Here is an 18,232-nt window from a genome sequence, read left to right on the forward strand (position 1 = left end):
ATTTACAGAAAAATCCGCCTCTGCACAATGTATGCCGCAAAGGCGAATTTAATTATACAAAGTCGTTGTTGGCAAAAATCTCTAATCAAACGCTGCCTCAATTCACCCGTTCATAGGCCGGTATTATACCAGCTCTCGCTGCACAACTTCCACGATCTGTCCCACAAACAGATCCAGATCTTCCTTGACCGGGCCTTCCGCCATCACACGAATCAGCGGCTCGGTTCCAGACGGACGAACAAGCACTCGGCCGTTACTGCCCAGCTTGTCTTCGATCTCCATGATCGCCGCTTCAATGGCGGAATTATTCGGATAATTTCTCTTATCCTGCACGCGCACATTGACAAGAACCTGAGGGTATTTAGTCATCATTGACTTCAACTCGCTGAGCTTTTTGCCCGAAGCCACCAATGTATCCACCAACTGAATGGCAGTCAAAATACCGTCGCCGGTAGTATTATAGTCGAGAAAAATAACATGGCCCGACTGCTCGCCGCCCAGATTGTAGCCGCCGCGGCGCATTTCTTCCATAACGTAGCGGTCACCCACCGCCGTCTTCGCCGTCTTGAGGGACAGCTTCTCAGCAGCCTTGTAAAAGCCGATGTTGCTCATCACCGTCGAAACGATCGTTCCATCCTTCAGCTTGCCCGCACGGTTCATCGCGTCGCCGCAAATGCACAGAATATAGTCGCCGTCTACTTCTTCGCCCCGGTCGTCAATAGCGATCAGGCGGTCGGCATCGCCATCAAAGGCAAGTCCCAAATCCGCGCCTAGACGCAGCATTTCCTCGCGCAATTTCTGGGGATGCGTGGAGCCGAAGCCGTCATTAATATTCAGACCGTCCGGTTCCGCACCGATCGCAATCACTTCGGCGCCAAGCTCCCGGAACAGCTTCGGAGCCAGTTCGTATGCCGCGCCGTGCGCGCAGTCCAGCACAACCTTAAGCCCCTTGAAGCTGTGCGAAACAGTCGTCTTTAAGTAATCTAAATAAACATATTTGGACTCCAAATCCTCTCTCACTGTTCCGAGACCCGAGCCTACAGGCCGCGGGAGCTCATCGGTCTCGGCGTCCATCAATTCTTCGATGCGCAGCTCCGTCTCATCCGACAGTTTAAAGCCATCGCCGCCGAAGAACTTAATTCCGTTATCCTCCACCGGATTATGAGAAGCGGAAATCATAACGCCCGCATCAGCCTTCAAGAGGCGCGTAATATAGGCAACGGCAGGCGTCGTCACAACGCCAAGGCGGATAACCTCCGCACCGATTGACAGCATACCGGCTACGAGCGCCGACTCGAGCAGCGGACCCGAGATCCGCGTATCCATTCCGATAACCACCTTAGGCTTCTCCACGTTGGCGGTAAGCACATATCCTCCGCAGCGGCCAATGCTGTAGGCCATCTCTGCTGTCAATTCACGATTGGCGACTCCGCGCACACCGTCAGTTCCAAAATACTTTCCCATTTCTTTTCTCCTTTTGCTATGCTGCTGCAGCTTAATATTCATACTATATGATTTCGGGTTTCTCTGTGTTCTAGCACACTAAATCAGGGCTTTACTGCGCTGGCGGCTCGCTAACTCCGCTTGGACTATCGCCGCCATCCGGCGAAGCAGTCGGTGTCGGTTCCTCCGAGACCCCATTATCGGCGCTCGCAGCCGGTTCATCCACGCTTCCGCCGCCGGATACAGGCTCCGTACTCGGTTCCGGTGTAGCTGTAGGCCCGATGACCGGAGTGGCTGATGGAGAAGCCGAGGAAGCTGGATTGTACAGTTGAACGGTCACTGTCGTCCTTGAATTATTGCTCAGCTCAATAAAGCTCGGAAGCGATACTTGCAACGGCACCACGTGGTTCCCCGCGCTAAGACCGCTTAAATCCGCGACCGCTTTAATATCGTCCTTATTCAACTGGTTCAACAGTGAGCGTGCCCCGGACAGCGTAAGGGAAATAGTTCTCTCCGCAGGACTTGTAACCGAAGCCGATAGTCCGCTTCGTACTCCCTCCAGCGTTATGGGAATATTCTGTAACGTCCGTTCCGCCATTTCAGATGCCACAACCGTGACATTGACGGATTTCGGAGCGATATCCTGGATGCCGTCCGGAGGCTTCAGATCCAGCTTGAGCGTTGACGTTCCGGCGCCAATGGAACTAAGATCAATTGTGGCTTCATATGAAGCCACAGACGCCAGCGCAGCTTCCTGCCCATAGATTACAACCTTGTCCACCTCCGGCGTTACCTTTGACAGCACAAGCGAATCCGGCAGGTTGCCGGTATATCCGATTTTCAGTGGTACGCTTTTGTAGGGAAGCGTGACCGGAATTTCTACAGACACAGATGCAGGCTCAATCACCGCATCTTTAATCTCTTTGCCGTTTGCGTCGTAGGCCGCAAGCTTCATCCTTTTTTCCGTCACGGTCTCATTCTCGCCATTCAGTTCAATCGTTCCCTGAACCTTCGCCATACGGGCCATCTCGCCCGCAGCAAGCGTAACCTTGACCGCCCCGGGCTCTGCCACCGGTGTTCCGAGCTGATAGCCTTGCGCAGGCGTCCCTTTGGCGACAACCGTTACAGGAAATGATTTTGTGACCCGCTGTTCAATATGGACATGAACTTCCTTAGGGGTAATTGAAATCAGCTCCACCCCGCGAGGGAGCGAGTATTTCAGCGGTATTTCACTCGTTCCCGGCTCCGCTTTGCTCAAATCGATCGTTACTTTATAAGCGTCGGAGAACATATAGGTGATATCGCTTCTTTTCCCCATGACTTCCATCCGCACGCTATCCGCGTCCATGGAATATTCATATTTATCATTATCCTGCCCCGTCATCTGAATAGGGATGTTCTCGATGATCTTCGATTCCAGACGGGCGGTCGACTGAGCGGTAGGGGCACTGTCAATATGGACCATCGCCCACAGAATGATGCTAAAGGCAAGAGCAAGAATCTTGTTGAAATTGTTGTTGTTCATCCATTTATCCATTCGTCCCGCCGCCCCCCTTCCATTTCCAGAAGACGTTGCGCTTATCCGAGAGAGCCGAATGGGTTCGCAGCTCTTCGTAAAGCTTGGAAATCAGCGACTCTTCTTTAATGTCCCTAACCACCTGGCCGTTGATCGCTAGTGAAATCTGGCCTGTCTCCTCCGAGACGATGACGGACACCGCGTCCGTCACTTCGGTAATTCCAATGCCCGCACGGTGCCGGGTTCCGAGCTCTTTGCTGATAAACGGATTCTCGGACAAGGGCAGGTAACAGGCGGCCGCCGCAATCTGATTGCTCTGCATAATAAGCGCGCCGTCATGCAGCGGTGTGTTGGGTATAAAAATATTGATCAGCAGCTCGGAACTTACGATGGAGTTCATCTGAATTCCGGATTCTTTATATTCATTAAGGCCCGTTGCCCGCTCGAAAACAATTAATGCCCCAATTCTTCTGCGTGCTAAATAATTTACGGCTTTAATCACTTCGCCGATTAATTTGCTCACTTCCTCATCGTTCTCCGCCGCCCGGCCAAAGAACTTTCCCCTTCCCAGCTGTTCCAGACCGCGCCGCAGCTCCGGCTGAAAGATAATAAATACAGCCAGCACACCGAAGGTGAACATTTGATTCATCAGCCATTTCAGCGTATACAGATCAAACAGCGTGCTGAACGCCCAGATGACAATGAGTACCAGAATCCCTTTCAGGAGCTGAATCGCACGGGTGCCGCGAACCATGTTGAGCACTTTATATATAATATAACTGACGATCAGTATATCGATAATATCTTTAATAGAATCTTTCCAGGTAAGGTCCGTAAAATAACTCATTGCAATAAAACCCCCGTCAGTTCATATTAGCTGGGTTTATGTAAATTATCTGTTAATTCTGTAATACATCTAGGTTATAACGTTCACGCCCATGTTGCAAGTTTACGCTAAAACAGGCCGAATAACCCGCGATTTATCAGAAAAAATTCGGAGTTTCACGCACAGTTTCAACTTTATGGGATAAACACACTAAAAAAGCGCCGTCTTTTCCGAGAAAAAGAGGCGCGGCAGTCCGTCATGTCCAGGCCGCCTTTCGTATTAGCGGTAGGCAACGTCGGAGAACATATTGGTGACTTTATACCAGAACCAGCTTAATGCCTGGTCGATGCTTTTGACTTGCCCCGAAATGTGGGCGGTCGATGCCTGGTACAGTGAACCGTCAATAACGGTCACATTCCCGTTCACTTCCCCGTACACTTGAGTCTTACCGTTCTCTACCGTAAGGTCGCCGGAAACCCGTTTGCCAGAAGGAACGGTAACGGTATCTCCCTTGATCACTACCTGATCGAGATCAGAGCCTTTCACGACAAGCTGTCCATCCTGTTTCCACAAGGTGACAGAGCTCATCAGCATAACCAGCAGAAACACCGAGGCCGCGGTAAGCGCGGGATGCTTCTTTATCCAGGCAATAAACCGTCTTTCCTTCTTGGAAGGCGGCAGCGAGCCCATAATGCGTCCCACAAGTTCATCGGAAACAACGGGACTCTGGTGCATAAGGGAAAAAAGCAGCATATCCGTTTGTTCCAATTCCTTGAATTTCGCTCGGCAGTCCGGACAGGATAGAAGATGCTCCTTCAAGTCCCGCTGCTGCTGTCCGGGCAAGTCGTCATCCAAGTAATCATGCATCATAGAGACGGCCAGTTTGCATTCCATAGGAGCCAATCCTTTCATCAGTGCTATTTAATTCCCCAACAAAATCGGGTACACAACGCTTGCTAAATTACATACGTGCCAAGTCAACATGCGTTTCACAAAAATAATCGGTTTCTTTATAATCTCGGGCCCAATTTTTTGCGCAAAAATTCCCGGCCCCTATGTACCCGGGTCTTAATCGTCGTAACGGGCATATTCAGCACATCGCTGATTTCCTGAAGCGACAAATCCTGCAAATACCTTAAGATCATGACCGAGCGGTATTTCACAGGCAGTTCGTCAATCGCCTGATAGATCGTTCTCTGCGTCTCGGAGAGAAGGAGCTCGCTTTCGGGCGTTACATTGTCGCTTGGAATAAGAGAATAGCCGTCAGTTCCCTCCTGATCGCTAAGTTCAGCATCCAGCGAATACGTCGGCCTGCGCTTGCGCAAGCGGTCGATGCAAAGATTGGTCGCAATCCGGTAAATCCATGTCGAAAATTTCTGGTTATCGTCGTATCGGTCCAGATTCCGGTAGACGCGCAAAAACGTCTCCTGGACAATATCCTCCGCTTCATGGCGGTTATTCAGCATCCGGTAGCCCAGATGATAGATTCTGTCTTTATATAATTCGACAAGTTCGGCAAATGCTCTTTGGTCGCCCTTTAAGGCGAGCTTTGTCAACCTGCCTTCCAAATTCTCCACCAGTTAACTCCCCCAGACTTGCCGCCCTTGGTATGTCATAATCCACTATATTCACGGTACAAGCATTTAAATCGTAATTCAACAACGGTTAAAAATCAAGGCTTTATCTCAGCATTTCCAGGTTTAGGCAGTATGCAAAAAAGCCTGTCTTCCACGCAAGGGAAGACAGGCTGGAATCATTTAAGAAATGAACCGGACCCCGGTATCAGCCGGTATTGCGAAGACCGGCGGCAATTCCGTTGATCGTAAGGAGCACTTCACGCAGCAGCTCAGGGTCGTCCTGATCCTTATCCCGCAGCGCTCTTAGCTCGGTCAACAGCTGCACCTGCAAATAGCTGAGCGGATCAACATAAGGGTTGCGCAGCCGGATGGACTCCTGAATGACCGGTACATTATCCAAAATATCCTGCTGGCCGGTTATCTTCAGGATAAGATCCGAGGTCAGACGGAATTCTTCCTCGATCTGTCCGTAAATCCGGTTGTGGGCCTCCTTATTCTTGCCCATCTCCGCGTACTCTCTTGCGATAGTGAGATCCGCTTTGGCAATCGCCATTTGCAGCGTATCGATCAGGCTCGTAAAGAAGGAGAAATTCCCGTACATGTGCTGAAGGATTTTCAAATTCTCTTCCTTGCCTTGATAGAAGCTTTGCAGCCCTGTTCCCGCCGCATACCAAGCTGGCAGCAGGAAACGGCTCTGGGTCCAGGCGAATACCCACGGAATCGCCCGCAGATCCTCGAACCGGTCGCTGTTCTTGCGCTTGGACGGACGGGAGCCGATGTTGAGCTCTCCGATTTCCGGCAGCGGTGTGGACTCCTTGAAGAAGCTCAGGAAATCCGGGTCGCGGAAGATCAAATCCTGATATTTGTTCAGCGAAACCTCCGAAATCTCTCGGCAGATCTCTTCCCATTTGCTAACGTAAAGATCGCTGTGCGGCGTTCTTGCGTTGATTGCCGCAATCACGAGTGCGGAAGTCGCCTGTTCCAGACTGCGGTAGGCAATCCCCTTCATGGAATACCGGGAGGAAAGAACCTCTCCCTGCTCCGTAATCTTGATGCCGCCTCCGATGGTGGAGGCCGGCTGAGCCAAAATGCTGCGATTCAGCGGCATACCGCCTCTGCCGAGCGCTCCGCCGCGGCCGTGGAAGAACTTCAGCTTGACGCCGTATTCGTCGGCCATAGCCGTGAGCCCCTTCAGCGCCACGCGCAGCTCCCAGTTGGCAGTTACCACACCGCCGTCTTTGTTGCTGTCGGAGTAACCAAGCATGATCTCCTGCAGATCACTCATTGCCGCAACCGCTTGACGGTAGATCGGCATATTGAAGATTGTGCGCATGATATCCGGCGCCTCGTGAAGATCATCGATCGTCTCGAACAGCGGCACCGCCTGCAATGTACAGACAACGGTGCCGTCCGCGTCGCGGCGGAACAGTCCCACTTCCTTGGCGAATACCATAACCTCCAGAATATCGCTTGCCGCCTCAGCCATACTGATCAGATAGCTGGTAATACACTGCTTGCCGTACTCCGCCTGTGCTTTATATACCGTCCGGTACACTTCCAGGCATTCCTCGGTTCCTTCGCTGTACTCTTGATAAGGGGAAGTCAGCGGCCGCGGATCGTTGAGCAGCTTCTCCAGAAGCTCAATCTTCTCTTGCTCGGACAGCTTGGAATAATCCGGCGTAATGTCCATCTTGGCCAGAATTTCCGTCATGGCGTTCTCATGCTCTTTGCTGTGCTGGCGGATATCGAGCGTCGCCGTATGGAAGCCGAACAACTCCACCTGGCGGATCAGCTTCTTAATGTATGTGTCCGCAACATAATCAGCGAAGTGATGCCGCAGGCTTCGGTCGATGATATTCAGGTCCTGTATGAGCTCTGCCGGTGAAGTATAGTACTCCGACGTTCCTCTTTTTTCCTCGTCCAGCACGTTCTGCGTCTTCGAAATCATGTAGCTGAGCTTGATCCGATACGGTTCGTTATCGTTGCGCCAAGCGTCGAGGCGGTCCAGTTTAATTGACGCCCGGTCTTTGGCGATGGACTCCAGCAGTTCCGGCGTTACTTTTACAATGCTTGTGTTGAAGCTTAAATACTGCATCAGCTCGCGCATAATCCGCTGATATTCCCGTACCGCCAGTATGCGCTGCATCTTCAGCGTCTGGAGGGTAACCGAAGACGTAACCGAAGGATTACCGTCGCGGTCCCCGCCGATCCAAGAGCCGAACCGCAGATAAGTCGGAACATGCCAATTCTGTCCCGGATAATACTTGCTAAGGCACCGTTCAAGCTCCTGATAGACATCAGGCAGCACGTGAAAAATCGTCTCGTGAAAATAGTACATTCCATTGCGCACTTCATCGAGCACCGTAGGCTTGCGGTCGCGCAGTTCATCCGTCTGCCACAGGGTAATAACCTCGTTCAACAGCTTCTCCCGAAGCTGCTCGCGTTCCCTAAAGGTCAGTGTCGGGTTATCGAGGCCCGTAACATCGTCGGCAATCCGCTTGTGGATGTCAAGAATGGCGCGGCGCATCGCCTCTGTCGGGTGGGCAGTCATGACGAGCTCCAGCGACAGGCCGTTAACAATCTCCCACACTTCCTTAGGAGAGAAGTCCCGTTCTCTCAGCTCCTGAATAGCGCTCTCTATAGAACCAGGCTGTACGGTCTCACCCGCCGAGCGCTCATAGTCTCTTTTGCGACGTATCCGGTGATTCTGTTCGGCGATATTCACCAATTGAAAATAAATGGCAAACGCCCGAATTACCTGATGCCGATTCTCCGGATCCAGGGAGTCGATTAACTCCTTAAATTCGCTGTGCAGTTCAGGCAAACAAACTGAGCGCAATGACTTACTGGTCTCGCGAATCTTCTCCACAATCTCCAGCAATTCATTACCGCCTTGATGAACCAAGACTTCGCCCAAAATGTTCCCCAGGAACCGTACGTCTCTCCGCAGCAGATTATTGGAATTGACTTTGCCTGCGGTAGTCGTAAGTTCGGTCATGCTGTTCCCCCCATCCTTCTTCCGTATGAATGTCTCATCACAGGTCATGTTAGAGCTTTCCTCATATCATACAATAAAATAAATCGAAAATCTCCAACTATCTTTCACGGTGAAGCGACATAGTCTTTTAAGATTATACATCAAAATGATTATTTATACAGGTATATTTTTTTACATTTTTATTAAATTATCGAGAAAATAGCTGGTATCGTTCTAAAATGCATATGAAATACGGAAGATAGGGCTTACATTAGAGGGGAGCTTATTCATCGAGAAGACTGAAATTCGTTTGAAAAAAATTTAGTTTTTTTCGCCGGGGAGCGTAATGTTTACCGTTCTCGTTTTCGGATCATAGCTTATCTTAGCTCCCATCGCCTCCGCCAGCATACGTGCCGGAACATAGGTAATGCCTTTATCAAGCACACCGTCGGCCGCCTTGACGCCGTTAACATGAACCGCCACGACAGTTTTATCATCCTTTATTGGGGTTTCATTCTTCTTCAAAAGATCGTTTACAGCTGCCATAGCAGCCTCGGAAGGCCGTTCTCCGGCACGCAGCCGATCCAAAGCCAGTCCAAACGTCATTTGCAAATGGGAAAAATCTTTAAAACCACTCCAGTCGCCGCCCCACTCGAGGCCAAATGTTTTGGCGATTTGGACAACCTGACCCCAGTCCGCAAGCCGGTCTTCATTGCCGTCGCGCAGCATGTCCCACGAGACATTTTTTCCATCCGGAAGCAGTAGAGCAAAATCAACAGCCAGCCCGTAATTGTGGTAGCTGTATCCTCCGCGCGCGTTCGTGACAACGGCCCCCGGCTTGGTTCGTCCCTGAGCGTATAACGCCTCTTGCTCGGCCATCGTTCGCAGCCCTTGGGTAATGAGGATGGGGATGCCGCAGGCATAGCAGCGCCCGATCAGCGCTTCAGCCGCCGCATGCACAGCCGGATTTAGCCCGGCCAGTTTGGCCGATGATTTATTTTGAACCTGTGTCAGAGTCAGCATTCCCTTCTCCTTTCCGGTCAATCCGTCTGAAATAGACAAATTGGTCGTACCTACCTGAATGCGTCAGCGCGGCCAGGGTAATTAATCCCGCAGTCGTTCCGAACTGGGCGAGCGTCCAGCCATACAGCAGCCAGGTTTCAAGCTCCGGAGTGGAGAGTCCGTATATGTCCGCAAAATAGGCCGCCAGTACAATCAGCATTTTGACCGTATACGCCACAAGAAAAAAGAGCATCGCCAGCATGAACACGCTGACCACGCCCTTTCGGAAACGCTCATGATAATAAGCCTTATGGCGGTGAATGATATACAGCGAACAGCCGATGGCGGTGCTGTACAATAAGAGCAGAATGATATCAATTCCTTTCATGGGCATCCCCTCGATCATAAATCAAGTATTGGGCGAACCGGTTGCGCCTGATCTCTTCCTGTATCTCCCGCGATGTGTCACAGTAGCGGCTGATAGCAAGCGTCACACGGGTGGACGCCTGCCGCAGCTCCCTTTCTTTTTCCGCATGCAGGGGGAGAAAAAAACGCCAAATCCATGGAAACCGCATGCTTTAAGCCCCCCTGTCTTCCGTTTGATCGACTTTCAATTTTTTGAGCACATCGAGCGTCGGCTGCATGAAATCGGAACGTTCCTTATCGAGAATCGCCTGCAGCCGGTCGCGATCCTCCTCAGCCTTGTCCAGCAGCTCCCGGGGCACCAAGCTTCCTTTGGCGATCGCCCGCAGCAGCATAATAACCACAATCATCAGAATCAACGCCACAACATAAGCGAGCCCGTATTTGTCCGCCAGCGGCAGCAGTTTCTCCAACTGCGCAATGTCTCCCTGTTCCATTTTCCCGTCCCTTTCTTTCATTTAATTCAAGAAGAAACGCCTGACGGCGTCCCCAAAGACGCATGTGCGTTTCTCGTAGAAATATAAGGCCATTTATTAGCGTGAAACTTATAAATCCTTATATTTTAAAAAACCCCCGTCCAGCGGGGGCGAATAACGCTTATGCAAATTATGCGATGCATGCTTTAAGCCATGAATGATTCATGCCGTAAAAGTAATACTTCACGCCATTACAATGATTTGGCGCACTTCCTCTTGTAATGCTGCTGGGACTTCATCTACCGTCTTTAGTCCCTTACGGATCAAGTCCGCGTATACTTTAGCCATTAGGGTTCCCCTCCTTCAGCGCCAGCAGTTGCTCATACATCTCGGCCAAGGCGAGCTGCACATTCGTTGTCTCCTCCCCGGCGGTTTTCAGCTTGCCGTTCGCATCTTCCAGGGCAGCCTTGGTATCCGCGAGTTCCTTACGCAGCTGTTCGAGTTCGTCCGGCTCCGCCGGCGGCTTGTTCGCCTCGGCTTCCAGGCACGCTTCCCAGGCGGCTTGCAGTTCCTCTTCGGTCGGCCGTGGGGCATCCAGGTTCCAGACGGCGATATACGGGCCTTTGCCGTCCGACTTATCAAGTAGCACAAAATCTTTATCCACCTGGACAGATGGAAAGATATGTTTTATCGCAAGGTATAGGTCCACGTTTCATCCTCCTTTTAAGCAATCTTTATAACTTGCATATACGTGTAATATCCGTCCGGGTTTGTTGTTGTTCCGCCCCGGCTAGATGTTACCCACATGGCTAGTTTAGCATTTGCAGATGCTACAATGATGGCGGAGCCAGACAATTGTTGGTAACCTGATGATCCGGGCCTTTGATGGTCGACATTAAGCAAAACGGCAGCATCCGAACCTACAGCAAGCTTGAGTTCGTCCCCTGTAACTGCGTTTGACACTTCGGCAGCCGCATTAACTAGATACATCCCCGCTGTTGGACAAGTGAATAATCCGGTTGATGTATCATAGTTACCTAGATTGTCATTCGACTCCGCGCCGCAAATAACTCTTAGCCAAGAGTTGGCAGAACTTATTGTTTGTTGCGACGTATGGCTGGCGGATACAAAAGGCCGGGAACCAGTTGTATTATCTCCCCATGGATTGAGGACTCCATAGGAAGAAACGGAACCTCCGTTTTGTGAAGCTGTCGGTATAGTTCCGGTTAAAGCATTACCATTCAGCACAACCGAGCCAGCTTCCGCTCCCATAATGCCAACTGCATTGCCCGAACCAACACAGCTCCACGCGAAAACCTCGCTGTTCTGTCCCCCATAAATTCCCACATATTTATTGGAGAAACTACATGTATAGCAGTACACTTTCGAGCTTGTGGAAACCAGTCCGTGATATTGTGTCGTAGAGGCGCTGGCAGAACAGTATAAGAACTCCGCATTTGTGCAGCTTATCGCTGTGAAAGCCGTTCGTGCCGCTGTCAGAGCGTTGAATCCTTTAACGGAGACCTTTACTGAACAACCAGAAATGTCGAATGATTGAATATTACATGACTGTGAGAGGTCATTAATTGACGGATTAAACGAGATGACACCAGATCCGGATATTCCTCCCATTCCTAGGTTTTCATTATAAGTCCCGGCGGCAACGTTAATGGTGATGGAATGATTAACGACTGGCGGAATCATACTAATCGCCTTACCAATCGTCCTAAACGCCCCCGCCGCCGTATTCGCCAGCCCGTTATTACCGTCATTCCCATCTGTACGCACATAATAAGTAATATCCGCCGTAGTTGCTTGTACGGCAGTTCCCGGAAGTTGCCCAGCAGGCAGCTTCGCCGAAGCGTCCAGCGTGGCTACGCCGTTCGCCGCTCCCTTCTGGGTTAGGGGGACCGAGGCGGCTGTCTGGTCCTGCAGGCTCTTCACCGCAGAATCCAGCGTATCCATATTGCCGTTAAGATCGGCAATGTCTACAATGTCGGTTCCCTCCGGTTTTTTCAAACCAAGGTTATTAGTCGTTCGCATTAGTCACACTCCTATTCATATACTCGCAAGTCCTCCCAGGTCTTGGCGTGCGCCGCGTTCCAGGTCAGCGCCTTAAGCGCGGTCCACCAGGTGAAGGTATACTGGAAGCGATAGGTCAGATGAGCCGGCTTGATCTCCTCGATGATTTGAATGAGGTCGTCCAGATTGGCCGGAATTCCGAGCGTGCCGACGAATCGGACTTCGAAGCTGTACTCGCCTGGAACCTCCGTCACCTCAACCTCTCCCCCGGAAAAAGCAGAAGCTGTCCGCCGGATCATGTCCGGCGTCGTCGTTCCCGTACCTCTCAGCTTCGCCGTGATTCGCTCCCTGCGGGCAGCGTAAGTCTTGGTCCGGTCGACGTTCAGCCCCAGCTCATTCTCCCACCGGTCCAGCATCCAGGTTGCCGTATCTACATTCAGCTGGCCGCGATGATCTTCCAGCGTAGACCAGGCGTCCCCGCACTCTGCGGTATGAACGCCTTGCATCGTCTCCATCTCCAGGATGCCACGATAATAATCCGGCAAATAATCCATGAGGTCAGTAAACAACTCATTAGCTGCCATCCTGCACCTCCAACATCACGGCGCCGAATAGCGGCACCTCTTCGGCTCCAAGTGTTACGTTACCCACGCCGCCATTCAGCAGCAGGTTCGCATAATCCGCAACCCCCTCGGTGCCTAGCAGCAGAGCGCCGATGACGGATTGGCTGATATATGTCGCGGTAAATCCTTTTTCCTTGCGGTAGTTCTCAAGAGCCGCTTGAAATCGCTCCTTCACCTCTTGCAGCTCATATCCGGAAGCCAGCGTGACCACTGCGGAGACCGTTATGGTCTTGCCCTGAACCGAAGCTGCCGTAACCACCGCTCCAACGGGCGCCTGTCCTTCTCCTTGTCCCGGAGCGGGGTCGATATATTGCTGCACCTGATCCACAAGCGGCTGGGAGGCCGGTTTTATCTCCGCATCGGCAATCGTTACCTTCACCGTCTTCGGACCATTCCACAGCGGAAATACGCGCGCGCCGCCCACGCCTGGAATTTGCAGCGCCCATTCCGCATAATGGGCCTTGTTGCCGCTTGTCGCCGGACGTCTGGCCGAATCGAAATAACGCTGCCGCAGCGTCTCGTCGTCTTCTGCATCCTCTCCGGGAATCAGCAGGCGAACCGCCTCGCCCCGCGACAGCTGCGGAATGTAGTCGATGGGCAGGAGCGCGCCGGAATTACGGTTTCCCAACGCTCCGGCCGTTTCGCAGGTGAGCCGGTAATTGCCGGGAGACAGCTTCTCCGCCGCCGTATAGTTCAATTGATCGAGCGAAAAGCGGCTGCCGATCGGAATATCCAGCCCTCCGCCGCCGTCCGCATAGAACGTCCCTTGAATTTCGGCCGGGCTTGCCGGACGTCTTGTGATGCCCGACCATGCGATGCTCCGCTCCAGAAACTCGCCGGTCGCCGTATCGGCAAAGAACAGATTCGTATTCAGCTCAAGCTCGACATACATCTGGGCCAATTCCGCCGCAGCAGGGGCCAAGGCATCATAAATGATGCTGCCTTCTCTTTTGTCCAGCTCTTCCGGTACACGATCCAGCATCCGCTCCAGAATCGCCCCGAATGATTGGTCAGCCATTGGCATTCAGCTCCTTTCTGATTTGGATATCTCCATAGCGTGACCTCGCCGTAATGTCAATTGTTACAGTCTCCCCGTTAAACGAAACCTCCAGCTGCTCCACTCCCTCAACCCGGTCGTCCTGAAGCAGCGCTTCCGTCACAACCCGCCGAATCTCCGGTCTAGCCAGCAGCCGATCCTGACCCAGCACCAGATTCCACTCCGTTCCATAATTGGAGCTGTAAATAAGCTGTTCATACCGGAGCGTGCGCAGCGTCTTATCCACTGCCTGCTTTAGAGCATCCAGACCGTCTACATAGCCGGTAATCCGCCCCTTTTTCCAGTCGATGCCGTAGGTTAAGCTCGGGGATTCAGCGGCTTCCCCCTCTACCTGTTCTGTAATGTAACCGGACTGTCCCGCTTCGGGAATCATGGCGACTTCACCAGCCTGTCCAGCACGACATAGCTCTGGCCGCCCTGCATGCGCAGCAGCAGAACACGGTCGCCCGCTTCAAGCCCCCGCCGCAGCACAACTTCCCCGCCATCCAGCGGGATTTTGCTCTCCATGACCGATTCGGGCAGAACGAGCGCGTTTCCGGGCAAAATAAATTTTTGATCAATCTGGATTTGCAGCGGCGCTCCCGCAATTACCGTTCCATAAAAAAAAGCCACCGGATTGCTGCTGTCCACCGCTCCGAGGCTTGCTTTTTTAATAATATCCAACACGGTTTACACCACCTTGATATCAAGAGACATGGTATGCTCTTCCCCGGACAGATTGTGGGTACACTGATCGACCAGAAACAGCTGCACCTTAAGCTCATCCAGCAGCACATAAATGAAGCTGCCTGCGCGCACGCGCAAATCGCCGATGGCCTGTACCGAAAGACTGATCTTTTCCCGGTTATGCAGCTTCAGCAGCTGCTTCGCCTTCTCCCGGATTTGCGCCGCGTTCGCATTGTCATCCGCCTTCTGGGACAAGTGCAAAATCCCCCACCGTTTGACATTCTCCTTATCACTGGCCGGGTAGAAATCGCGTTTCCCTGTCTCTTCATTGTTTTTGTACAAAATAATTGTGTTATACGTCTCGTCGTCGATGCTCGTTTTGAGTGAATAGTCATATAGAAGGCTGCCCGCTCCGAGCGCCACATTCAGCAGCATGGATTGCGGACCGCGCAGCGTCAGCTTGCCAAAATCATCGTAAAAAGCCAGCAGCCGCCCCTTCTGCCGAAGCTCGGATTCGATCGCCCCCATTATGATATCGAGCAGCTTCTTATCGTCTTGAATTAATGACGGCTGAACGTACTCCGTCTCTTCCAGCACGCCGGTCCTGAGTCCGTAATCTGCCGCGATTTTGCGAATGACGCTGGTTGCCGTTACGTTCTCCAAGGCATAGCTGCCGTTGCCAAGCATATACCGGATCTGGTCGTAGGCCGTCAGCTTGAGCTGCCGATCCTGGCCGGTCTCCAGACTGAACACAAATCCGTAAAAAACATTAACCCCATCCTTACGGAACTGCACAATATCGCCGTTGGTAATTGCAAATTTCGGATGCTGGTAAATCCCTCCGTTCAGGAGCGTGAGTTCCAGTGTAGAAGGCTTCCCGGAGCGGACCGTTTTCCAGGAAATGTCCGAGACAATCCCGGCGATATCCCATATCCTGCCTTCTTTGTTCTTGACCAGCAGTTCCATGGCTTCCTCCTCTCCTACCGGTAAAATAGCGGGGCCACGTCAAGGCAGCTTGATCGTCTTGCCAACCGGAAGCTTCCTCAGCTCACTGTCGGGAATGGCGTTAAGCTTCTGGATTTCCTTCCACCTGCTGCCGTCGCTCAGTTCCTTTTGCGCGATTTTCCACAGATTGTCGCCCGCTTTCAGCTTATAGACAGCCGGGGCTTTCCGGTCGCCTGCTCTCTTCTGCTGCGTCTTGGCCGCTCCCTTGACAACTTTTACCGGGGCCGCCTGGTAGAACACATACTTTTTGAGCGAGAGCGAATATTCGATATCTCCTGAAGTACCGGCGCTGAGCTTCCAGTTGAAGCTCTCAATGCTCATGGCCATGCTCAAGGGTAAATCATTGGAATAAGTGGAATTTTCACTATACCGCGAAGCGTTCAGCCAGCTTGTCGGTGTCGCCTTCGGTTCCTTGATTTCCAGACCGGAAAAAACAAAACGGATCGGCCTGCGGCTCGTCATCCATTTTTTGATCATCTCCACATATTCAAAAGGTTTAAGCAACCGGTTCTTCCCTGTCTCCGGCACGAGGACGAACGGATAGCGCTGCGCCGGAAAGATGCTTTCCAGCGTAATCTCGGTCAGCTTGGGATAGGAAATAGCGTTGATTTCACCCAAATCGATAATGGTATAGCTTTTGCCTTCACCCGCTTCCTTGATCTCCAGCGTCTCGGGATTGACCGGCAGGCGGAAGATATCCTCCATATTGTTATAGCTGAGAAAAAAACCGTACTCCTGATGCGTGTTCATGTATATACCCCCTGTGCGGTCGACACGAACTCCTCGCTCAGCTTTTGATTAATTTTGTTGATAATCGAGTCGATATCTCCGGCGTTGTTAATATTTCCGGTTGTTACCTGCACCGTTGGCGTCAGCTCAACAAAATTTTGAATCGCCTGGATTTCGGCCAGGTCGCGCAGCATAGCCAAATCATCGCTGGAAATATCCACGTTATCTTTGACGGAGCCGACCTCTCCTACACGGGCGACGTTGTTGATGTTACCCATGTTGTTCATGTTGCCCAGGCTGTTCCTATTGCCCTGCCCCGGATTTTGAAGCATTTTCTGCTGCTTCTGGATTTTGGTATCGTCTTTTAATTCCTTTACCTTGGTGTTGAATTTGTCCACCGTATCTTTTCCTACCTGGCCGTACTGCTTGGCGGCAATGGAAGGATCGACAAAAGCCTTCTTCTGGCTGTTTATAACTGGCTTATCGCTTACTGGCTCCGGTATCATCTTCCGCACGTTATCAATCATGCCGCTGAACACATGCGGGTCTTCCGGGTCAAGCAGATTGACTTTTACATTGGCTAGATTTTCAAATCCGGGGATATTGCTCAGAAAATCCGTTACGGCCTTGAATTTGGTTAATACTTTGTTCACCGCCGAAGCGATTACCTTCACAAACCCGCCGGCAAAGTTCTCCACACCTAGCGCCATTTGATAAATGAAGTTCAGAAAATTCATCGCCAGATCATAGAATAATTTCTTCACGGCAAAGCTGGGGTCAATGAACAGATTACGGAAGAAGTCCGCAAAAATAATAAAGGTGTTATACAGGCCAATAACAATGTTCTCAATAAAACCCTTCAGCCAGCCGAAGCCCTCAGCAATGGCGACGACAACTTCTCCCACGGTGACACCCGACTGCATCAGGATATAAATCAGCAGCGCGACCGCGGCGACGATCAGCAGAATCGGCCAATTGGCTACAAGCCAAGCGGCCGCGAGCGAATACACCTGAACAATCATGGCAGCCAGATAGACAAAGGCGATTGCCGCCAAGATCGGACCGATAACCGACCAGTTCTGCTGGATAACGCCGCCCATATAGATCAGGCCTTCCACTACCATCGAGATGGCGGTTGCCGCGACTAAGAAGAGATTCGCCATGAGATTAATTGCAGCCGTCATCTGATCCGATTTAAAGGCATTATTCAGGGCATCAAGCGCGGGTCGCAGCGCCACAAGCGCCTTTTGCCCTATCAATGCATAAGCTCCGTTTATATTATCCTGGAGCGTTTTCCAATTGTTCTCGTCTACATCCGTTTTATCACCTTTTGCCGCACCCTTGATCGCTTTCTCGCCCAGCGATTTCGCCTTGTCAAAGACAGAAGCAACATCCAAGCCCTTCAAAGCGCTGACCGTTTTGGACAGAAAATCACCCTTTTTCTCCGGACCATTCGACGTGACCGCTCCTCCGGCTGTTGCAGCGCCTCCCCCGGCTTCACCCGCTGATGCCCCCGAAGCAGCCTGCTTTCTGGAAAAAAGCCGGGCTACGGCCTTTTCGCCAAAATATTTAGCTACTTCAAACGTATTAATGTTTAGGACATCCAGTACATAGCCGAGCTTGTCCATAAAGCTTTTTTTCGCCTTCTCAGCGTCGCCGTCCGCGCTAGACGATTGTTCAGAGAGCTTACGCGCCGCTTCCTGGGCCTGCATAAAGCCTTCCACTAAGGACTTGTTCTTTTCTTCGATCTGCTCCAGTATTTTCTGAAGGTCGTTCAGCGTATTAGCGGCTATTTCTAAGTTCTGATTGAACCGTTCGCATTCCGCATTCACATTGCGCCAGACCGTTAGCGCGCGTACCGGTACTGATGCGCTGCTTGTTTCCCCGTTATTCATTTATCCACCCCCTTCATCTCTTTCTTCCCTTGCCTCTTGAGCGCTCCCGCTTTTC

At 51.7% G+C, this 18,232-nt stretch carries 20 protein-coding genes; all 20 read right to left on the bottom strand.

Annotation, left to right across the window (positions count from 1 at the left end):
- Positions 1 to 123: 123 nt before the first annotated feature.
- Positions 124 to 1,464: a phosphoglucosamine mutase gene (gene glmM, locus VK70_RS19545; RefSeq protein WP_025695672.1), complete on the bottom strand. Its 1,341-nt coding sequence runs from the start codon at positions 1,462 to 1,464 to the stop codon at positions 124 to 126.
- Positions 1,465 to 1,555: 91 nt separating this feature from the next.
- The gene (locus VK70_RS19550; RefSeq protein ID WP_025695673.1) at positions 1,556 to 2,980 is read right to left on the bottom strand and encodes a CdaR family protein; all 1,425 of its coding nucleotides are present in this window, start codon (positions 2,978 to 2,980) and stop codon (positions 1,556 to 1,558) included.
- Entirely contained in the window at positions 2,973 to 3,806 is an 834-nt protein-coding gene (cdaA, locus tag VK70_RS19555; protein WP_025695674.1) for a diadenylate cyclase CdaA, read from the bottom strand. Before cdaA ends, VK70_RS19550 begins: the two co-directional genes overlap by 8 nt.
- A 258-nt stretch (positions 3,807 to 4,064) precedes the next feature.
- Positions 4,065 to 4,679 (bottom strand): zf-HC2 domain-containing protein, encoded by a 615-nt coding sequence (locus tag VK70_RS19560; RefSeq protein ID WP_025695675.1) that lies wholly within the window; start codon positions 4,677 to 4,679, stop codon positions 4,065 to 4,067.
- 116 nt (positions 4,680 to 4,795) lie between these two features.
- Positions 4,796 to 5,362 (bottom strand): RNA polymerase sigma factor SigW, encoded by a 567-nt coding sequence (gene sigW, locus VK70_RS19565; RefSeq protein WP_025695676.1) that lies wholly within the window; start codon positions 5,360 to 5,362, stop codon positions 4,796 to 4,798.
- Between the two features lie 205 nt (positions 5,363 to 5,567).
- Positions 5,568 to 8,360, bottom strand: coding sequence for a phosphoenolpyruvate carboxylase (ppc, locus tag VK70_RS19570; protein WP_025695677.1), 2,793 nt, complete (start codon positions 8,358 to 8,360; stop codon positions 5,568 to 5,570).
- Positions 8,361 to 8,660: 300 nt separating this feature from the next.
- On the bottom strand, positions 8,661 to 9,362 hold the full coding sequence (locus VK70_RS19575; RefSeq protein ID WP_025695678.1) for a M15 family metallopeptidase: 702 nt from the start codon (positions 9,360 to 9,362) through the stop codon (positions 8,661 to 8,663).
- Positions 9,334 to 9,729: a hypothetical protein gene (locus VK70_RS19580; RefSeq protein WP_025695679.1), complete on the bottom strand. Its 396-nt coding sequence runs from the start codon at positions 9,727 to 9,729 to the stop codon at positions 9,334 to 9,336. Before VK70_RS19580 ends, VK70_RS19575 begins: the two co-directional genes overlap by 29 nt.
- A complete protein-coding gene (locus VK70_RS19585) occupies positions 9,716 to 9,916 on the bottom strand; it encodes a hypothetical protein (protein WP_025691969.1) in 201 nt (66 codons plus the stop codon). Before VK70_RS19585 ends, VK70_RS19580 begins: the two co-directional genes overlap by 14 nt.
- 3 nt (positions 9,917 to 9,919) lie before the next feature.
- Entirely contained in the window at positions 9,920 to 10,201 is a 282-nt protein-coding gene (locus VK70_RS19590; protein WP_036640606.1) for a hypothetical protein, read from the bottom strand.
- A gap of 222 nt (positions 10,202 to 10,423) precedes the next feature.
- Positions 10,424 to 10,528: a CD1375 family protein gene (locus VK70_RS28740; RefSeq protein ID WP_201778736.1), complete on the bottom strand. Its 105-nt coding sequence runs from the start codon at positions 10,526 to 10,528 to the stop codon at positions 10,424 to 10,426.
- Positions 10,521 to 10,889 (bottom strand): XkdW family protein, encoded by a 369-nt coding sequence (locus VK70_RS19595; RefSeq protein ID WP_025695681.1) that lies wholly within the window; start codon positions 10,887 to 10,889, stop codon positions 10,521 to 10,523. Before VK70_RS19595 ends, VK70_RS28740 begins: the two co-directional genes overlap by 8 nt.
- A 14-nt stretch (positions 10,890 to 10,903) precedes the next feature.
- Positions 10,904 to 12,223 (bottom strand): complement C1q domain-containing protein, encoded by a 1,320-nt coding sequence (locus VK70_RS19600; protein WP_025695682.1) that lies wholly within the window; start codon positions 12,221 to 12,223, stop codon positions 10,904 to 10,906.
- An 11-nt stretch (positions 12,224 to 12,234) separates the two neighbouring features.
- Complete coding sequence (locus VK70_RS19605; protein ID WP_025695683.1) at positions 12,235 to 12,786, bottom strand: putative phage tail protein; 552 nt, start codon at positions 12,784 to 12,786, stop codon at positions 12,235 to 12,237.
- Entirely contained in the window at positions 12,776 to 13,843 is a 1,068-nt protein-coding gene (locus tag VK70_RS19610) for a baseplate J/gp47 family protein (protein ID WP_025695684.1), read from the bottom strand. Before VK70_RS19610 ends, VK70_RS19605 begins: the two co-directional genes overlap by 11 nt.
- Complete coding sequence (locus tag VK70_RS19615) at positions 13,836 to 14,255, bottom strand: DUF2634 domain-containing protein (protein ID WP_025695685.1); 420 nt, start codon at positions 14,253 to 14,255, stop codon at positions 13,836 to 13,838. The genes VK70_RS19610 and VK70_RS19615 overlap by 8 nt, the downstream gene beginning before the upstream one ends.
- Complete coding sequence (locus tag VK70_RS19620; protein ID WP_025695686.1) at positions 14,252 to 14,548, bottom strand: DUF2577 domain-containing protein; 297 nt, start codon at positions 14,546 to 14,548, stop codon at positions 14,252 to 14,254. Before VK70_RS19620 ends, VK70_RS19615 begins: the two co-directional genes overlap by 4 nt.
- A gap of 3 nt (positions 14,549 to 14,551) precedes the next feature.
- Entirely contained in the window at positions 14,552 to 15,514 is a 963-nt protein-coding gene (locus tag VK70_RS19625; protein ID WP_025695687.1) for an XkdQ/YqbQ family protein, read from the bottom strand.
- 39 nt (positions 15,515 to 15,553) lie between these two features.
- A complete protein-coding gene (locus VK70_RS19630) occupies positions 15,554 to 16,303 on the bottom strand; it encodes a LysM peptidoglycan-binding domain-containing protein (RefSeq protein ID WP_025695688.1) in 750 nt (249 codons plus the stop codon).
- Positions 16,300 to 18,177 (bottom strand): phage tail tape measure protein, encoded by a 1,878-nt coding sequence (locus tag VK70_RS19635; RefSeq protein WP_025695689.1) that lies wholly within the window; start codon positions 18,175 to 18,177, stop codon positions 16,300 to 16,302. Before VK70_RS19635 ends, VK70_RS19630 begins: the two co-directional genes overlap by 4 nt.
- Positions 18,178 to 18,232 lie beyond the last annotated feature (55 nt).

The organism is Paenibacillus durus ATCC 35681 (genome assembly GCF_000993825.1).
GTDB classification, from domain to species: domain Bacteria; phylum Bacillota; class Bacilli; order Paenibacillales; family Paenibacillaceae; genus Paenibacillus_AQ; species Paenibacillus_AQ durus_B.

Bases quoted from the DNA above. Each gene is read 5' to 3' on its own strand.
- VK70_RS19550 (WP_025695673.1), bottom strand. From the start codon at position 2,980: ATGGATAAATGGATGAACAACAACAATTTCAACAAGATTCTTGCTCTT.
- VK70_RS19615 (WP_025695685.1), bottom strand. From the start codon at position 14,255: ATGATTCCCGAAGCGGGACAGTCCGGTTACATTACAGAACAGGTAGAG.
- VK70_RS19585 (WP_025691969.1), bottom strand. From the start codon at position 9,916: ATGCGGTTTCCATGGATTTGGCGTTTTTTTCTCCCCCTGCATGCGGAA.
- VK70_RS19575 (WP_025695678.1), bottom strand. From the start codon at position 9,362: ATGCTGACTCTGACACAGGTTCAAAATAAATCATCGGCCAAACTGGCC.
- VK70_RS19580 (WP_025695679.1), bottom strand. From the start codon at position 9,729: ATGAAAGGAATTGATATCATTCTGCTCTTATTGTACAGCACCGCCATC.
- VK70_RS19610 (WP_025695684.1), bottom strand. From the start codon at position 13,843: ATGGCTGACCAATCATTCGGGGCGATTCTGGAGCGGATGCTGGATCGT.
- VK70_RS28740 (WP_201778736.1), bottom strand. From the start codon at position 10,528: ATGGCTAAAGTATACGCGGACTTGATCCGTAAGGGACTAAAGACGGTA.
- VK70_RS19630 (WP_025695688.1), bottom strand. From the start codon at position 16,303: ATGAACACGCATCAGGAGTACGGTTTTTTTCTCAGCTATAACAATATG.
- VK70_RS19605 (WP_025695683.1), bottom strand. From the start codon at position 12,786: ATGGCAGCTAATGAGTTGTTTACTGACCTCATGGATTATTTGCCGGAT.
- VK70_RS19625 (WP_025695687.1), bottom strand. From the start codon at position 15,514: ATGGAACTGCTGGTCAAGAACAAAGAAGGCAGGATATGGGATATCGCC.
- ppc (WP_025695677.1), bottom strand. From the start codon at position 8,360: ATGACCGAACTTACGACTACCGCAGGCAAAGTCAATTCCAATAATCTG.
- VK70_RS19560 (WP_025695675.1), bottom strand. From the start codon at position 4,679: ATGGAATGCAAACTGGCCGTCTCTATGATGCATGATTACTTGGATGAC.
- VK70_RS19590 (WP_036640606.1), bottom strand. From the start codon at position 10,201: ATGGAACAGGGAGACATTGCGCAGTTGGAGAAACTGCTGCCGCTGGCG.
- VK70_RS19600 (WP_025695682.1), bottom strand. From the start codon at position 12,223: ATGCGAACGACTAATAACCTTGGTTTGAAAAAACCGGAGGGAACCGAC.
- cdaA (WP_025695674.1), bottom strand. From the start codon at position 3,806: ATGAGTTATTTTACGGACCTTACCTGGAAAGATTCTATTAAAGATATT.
- glmM (WP_025695672.1), bottom strand. From the start codon at position 1,464: ATGGGAAAGTATTTTGGAACTGACGGTGTGCGCGGAGTCGCCAATCGT.
- VK70_RS19635 (WP_025695689.1), bottom strand. From the start codon at position 18,177: ATGAATAACGGGGAAACAAGCAGCGCATCAGTACCGGTACGCGCGCTA.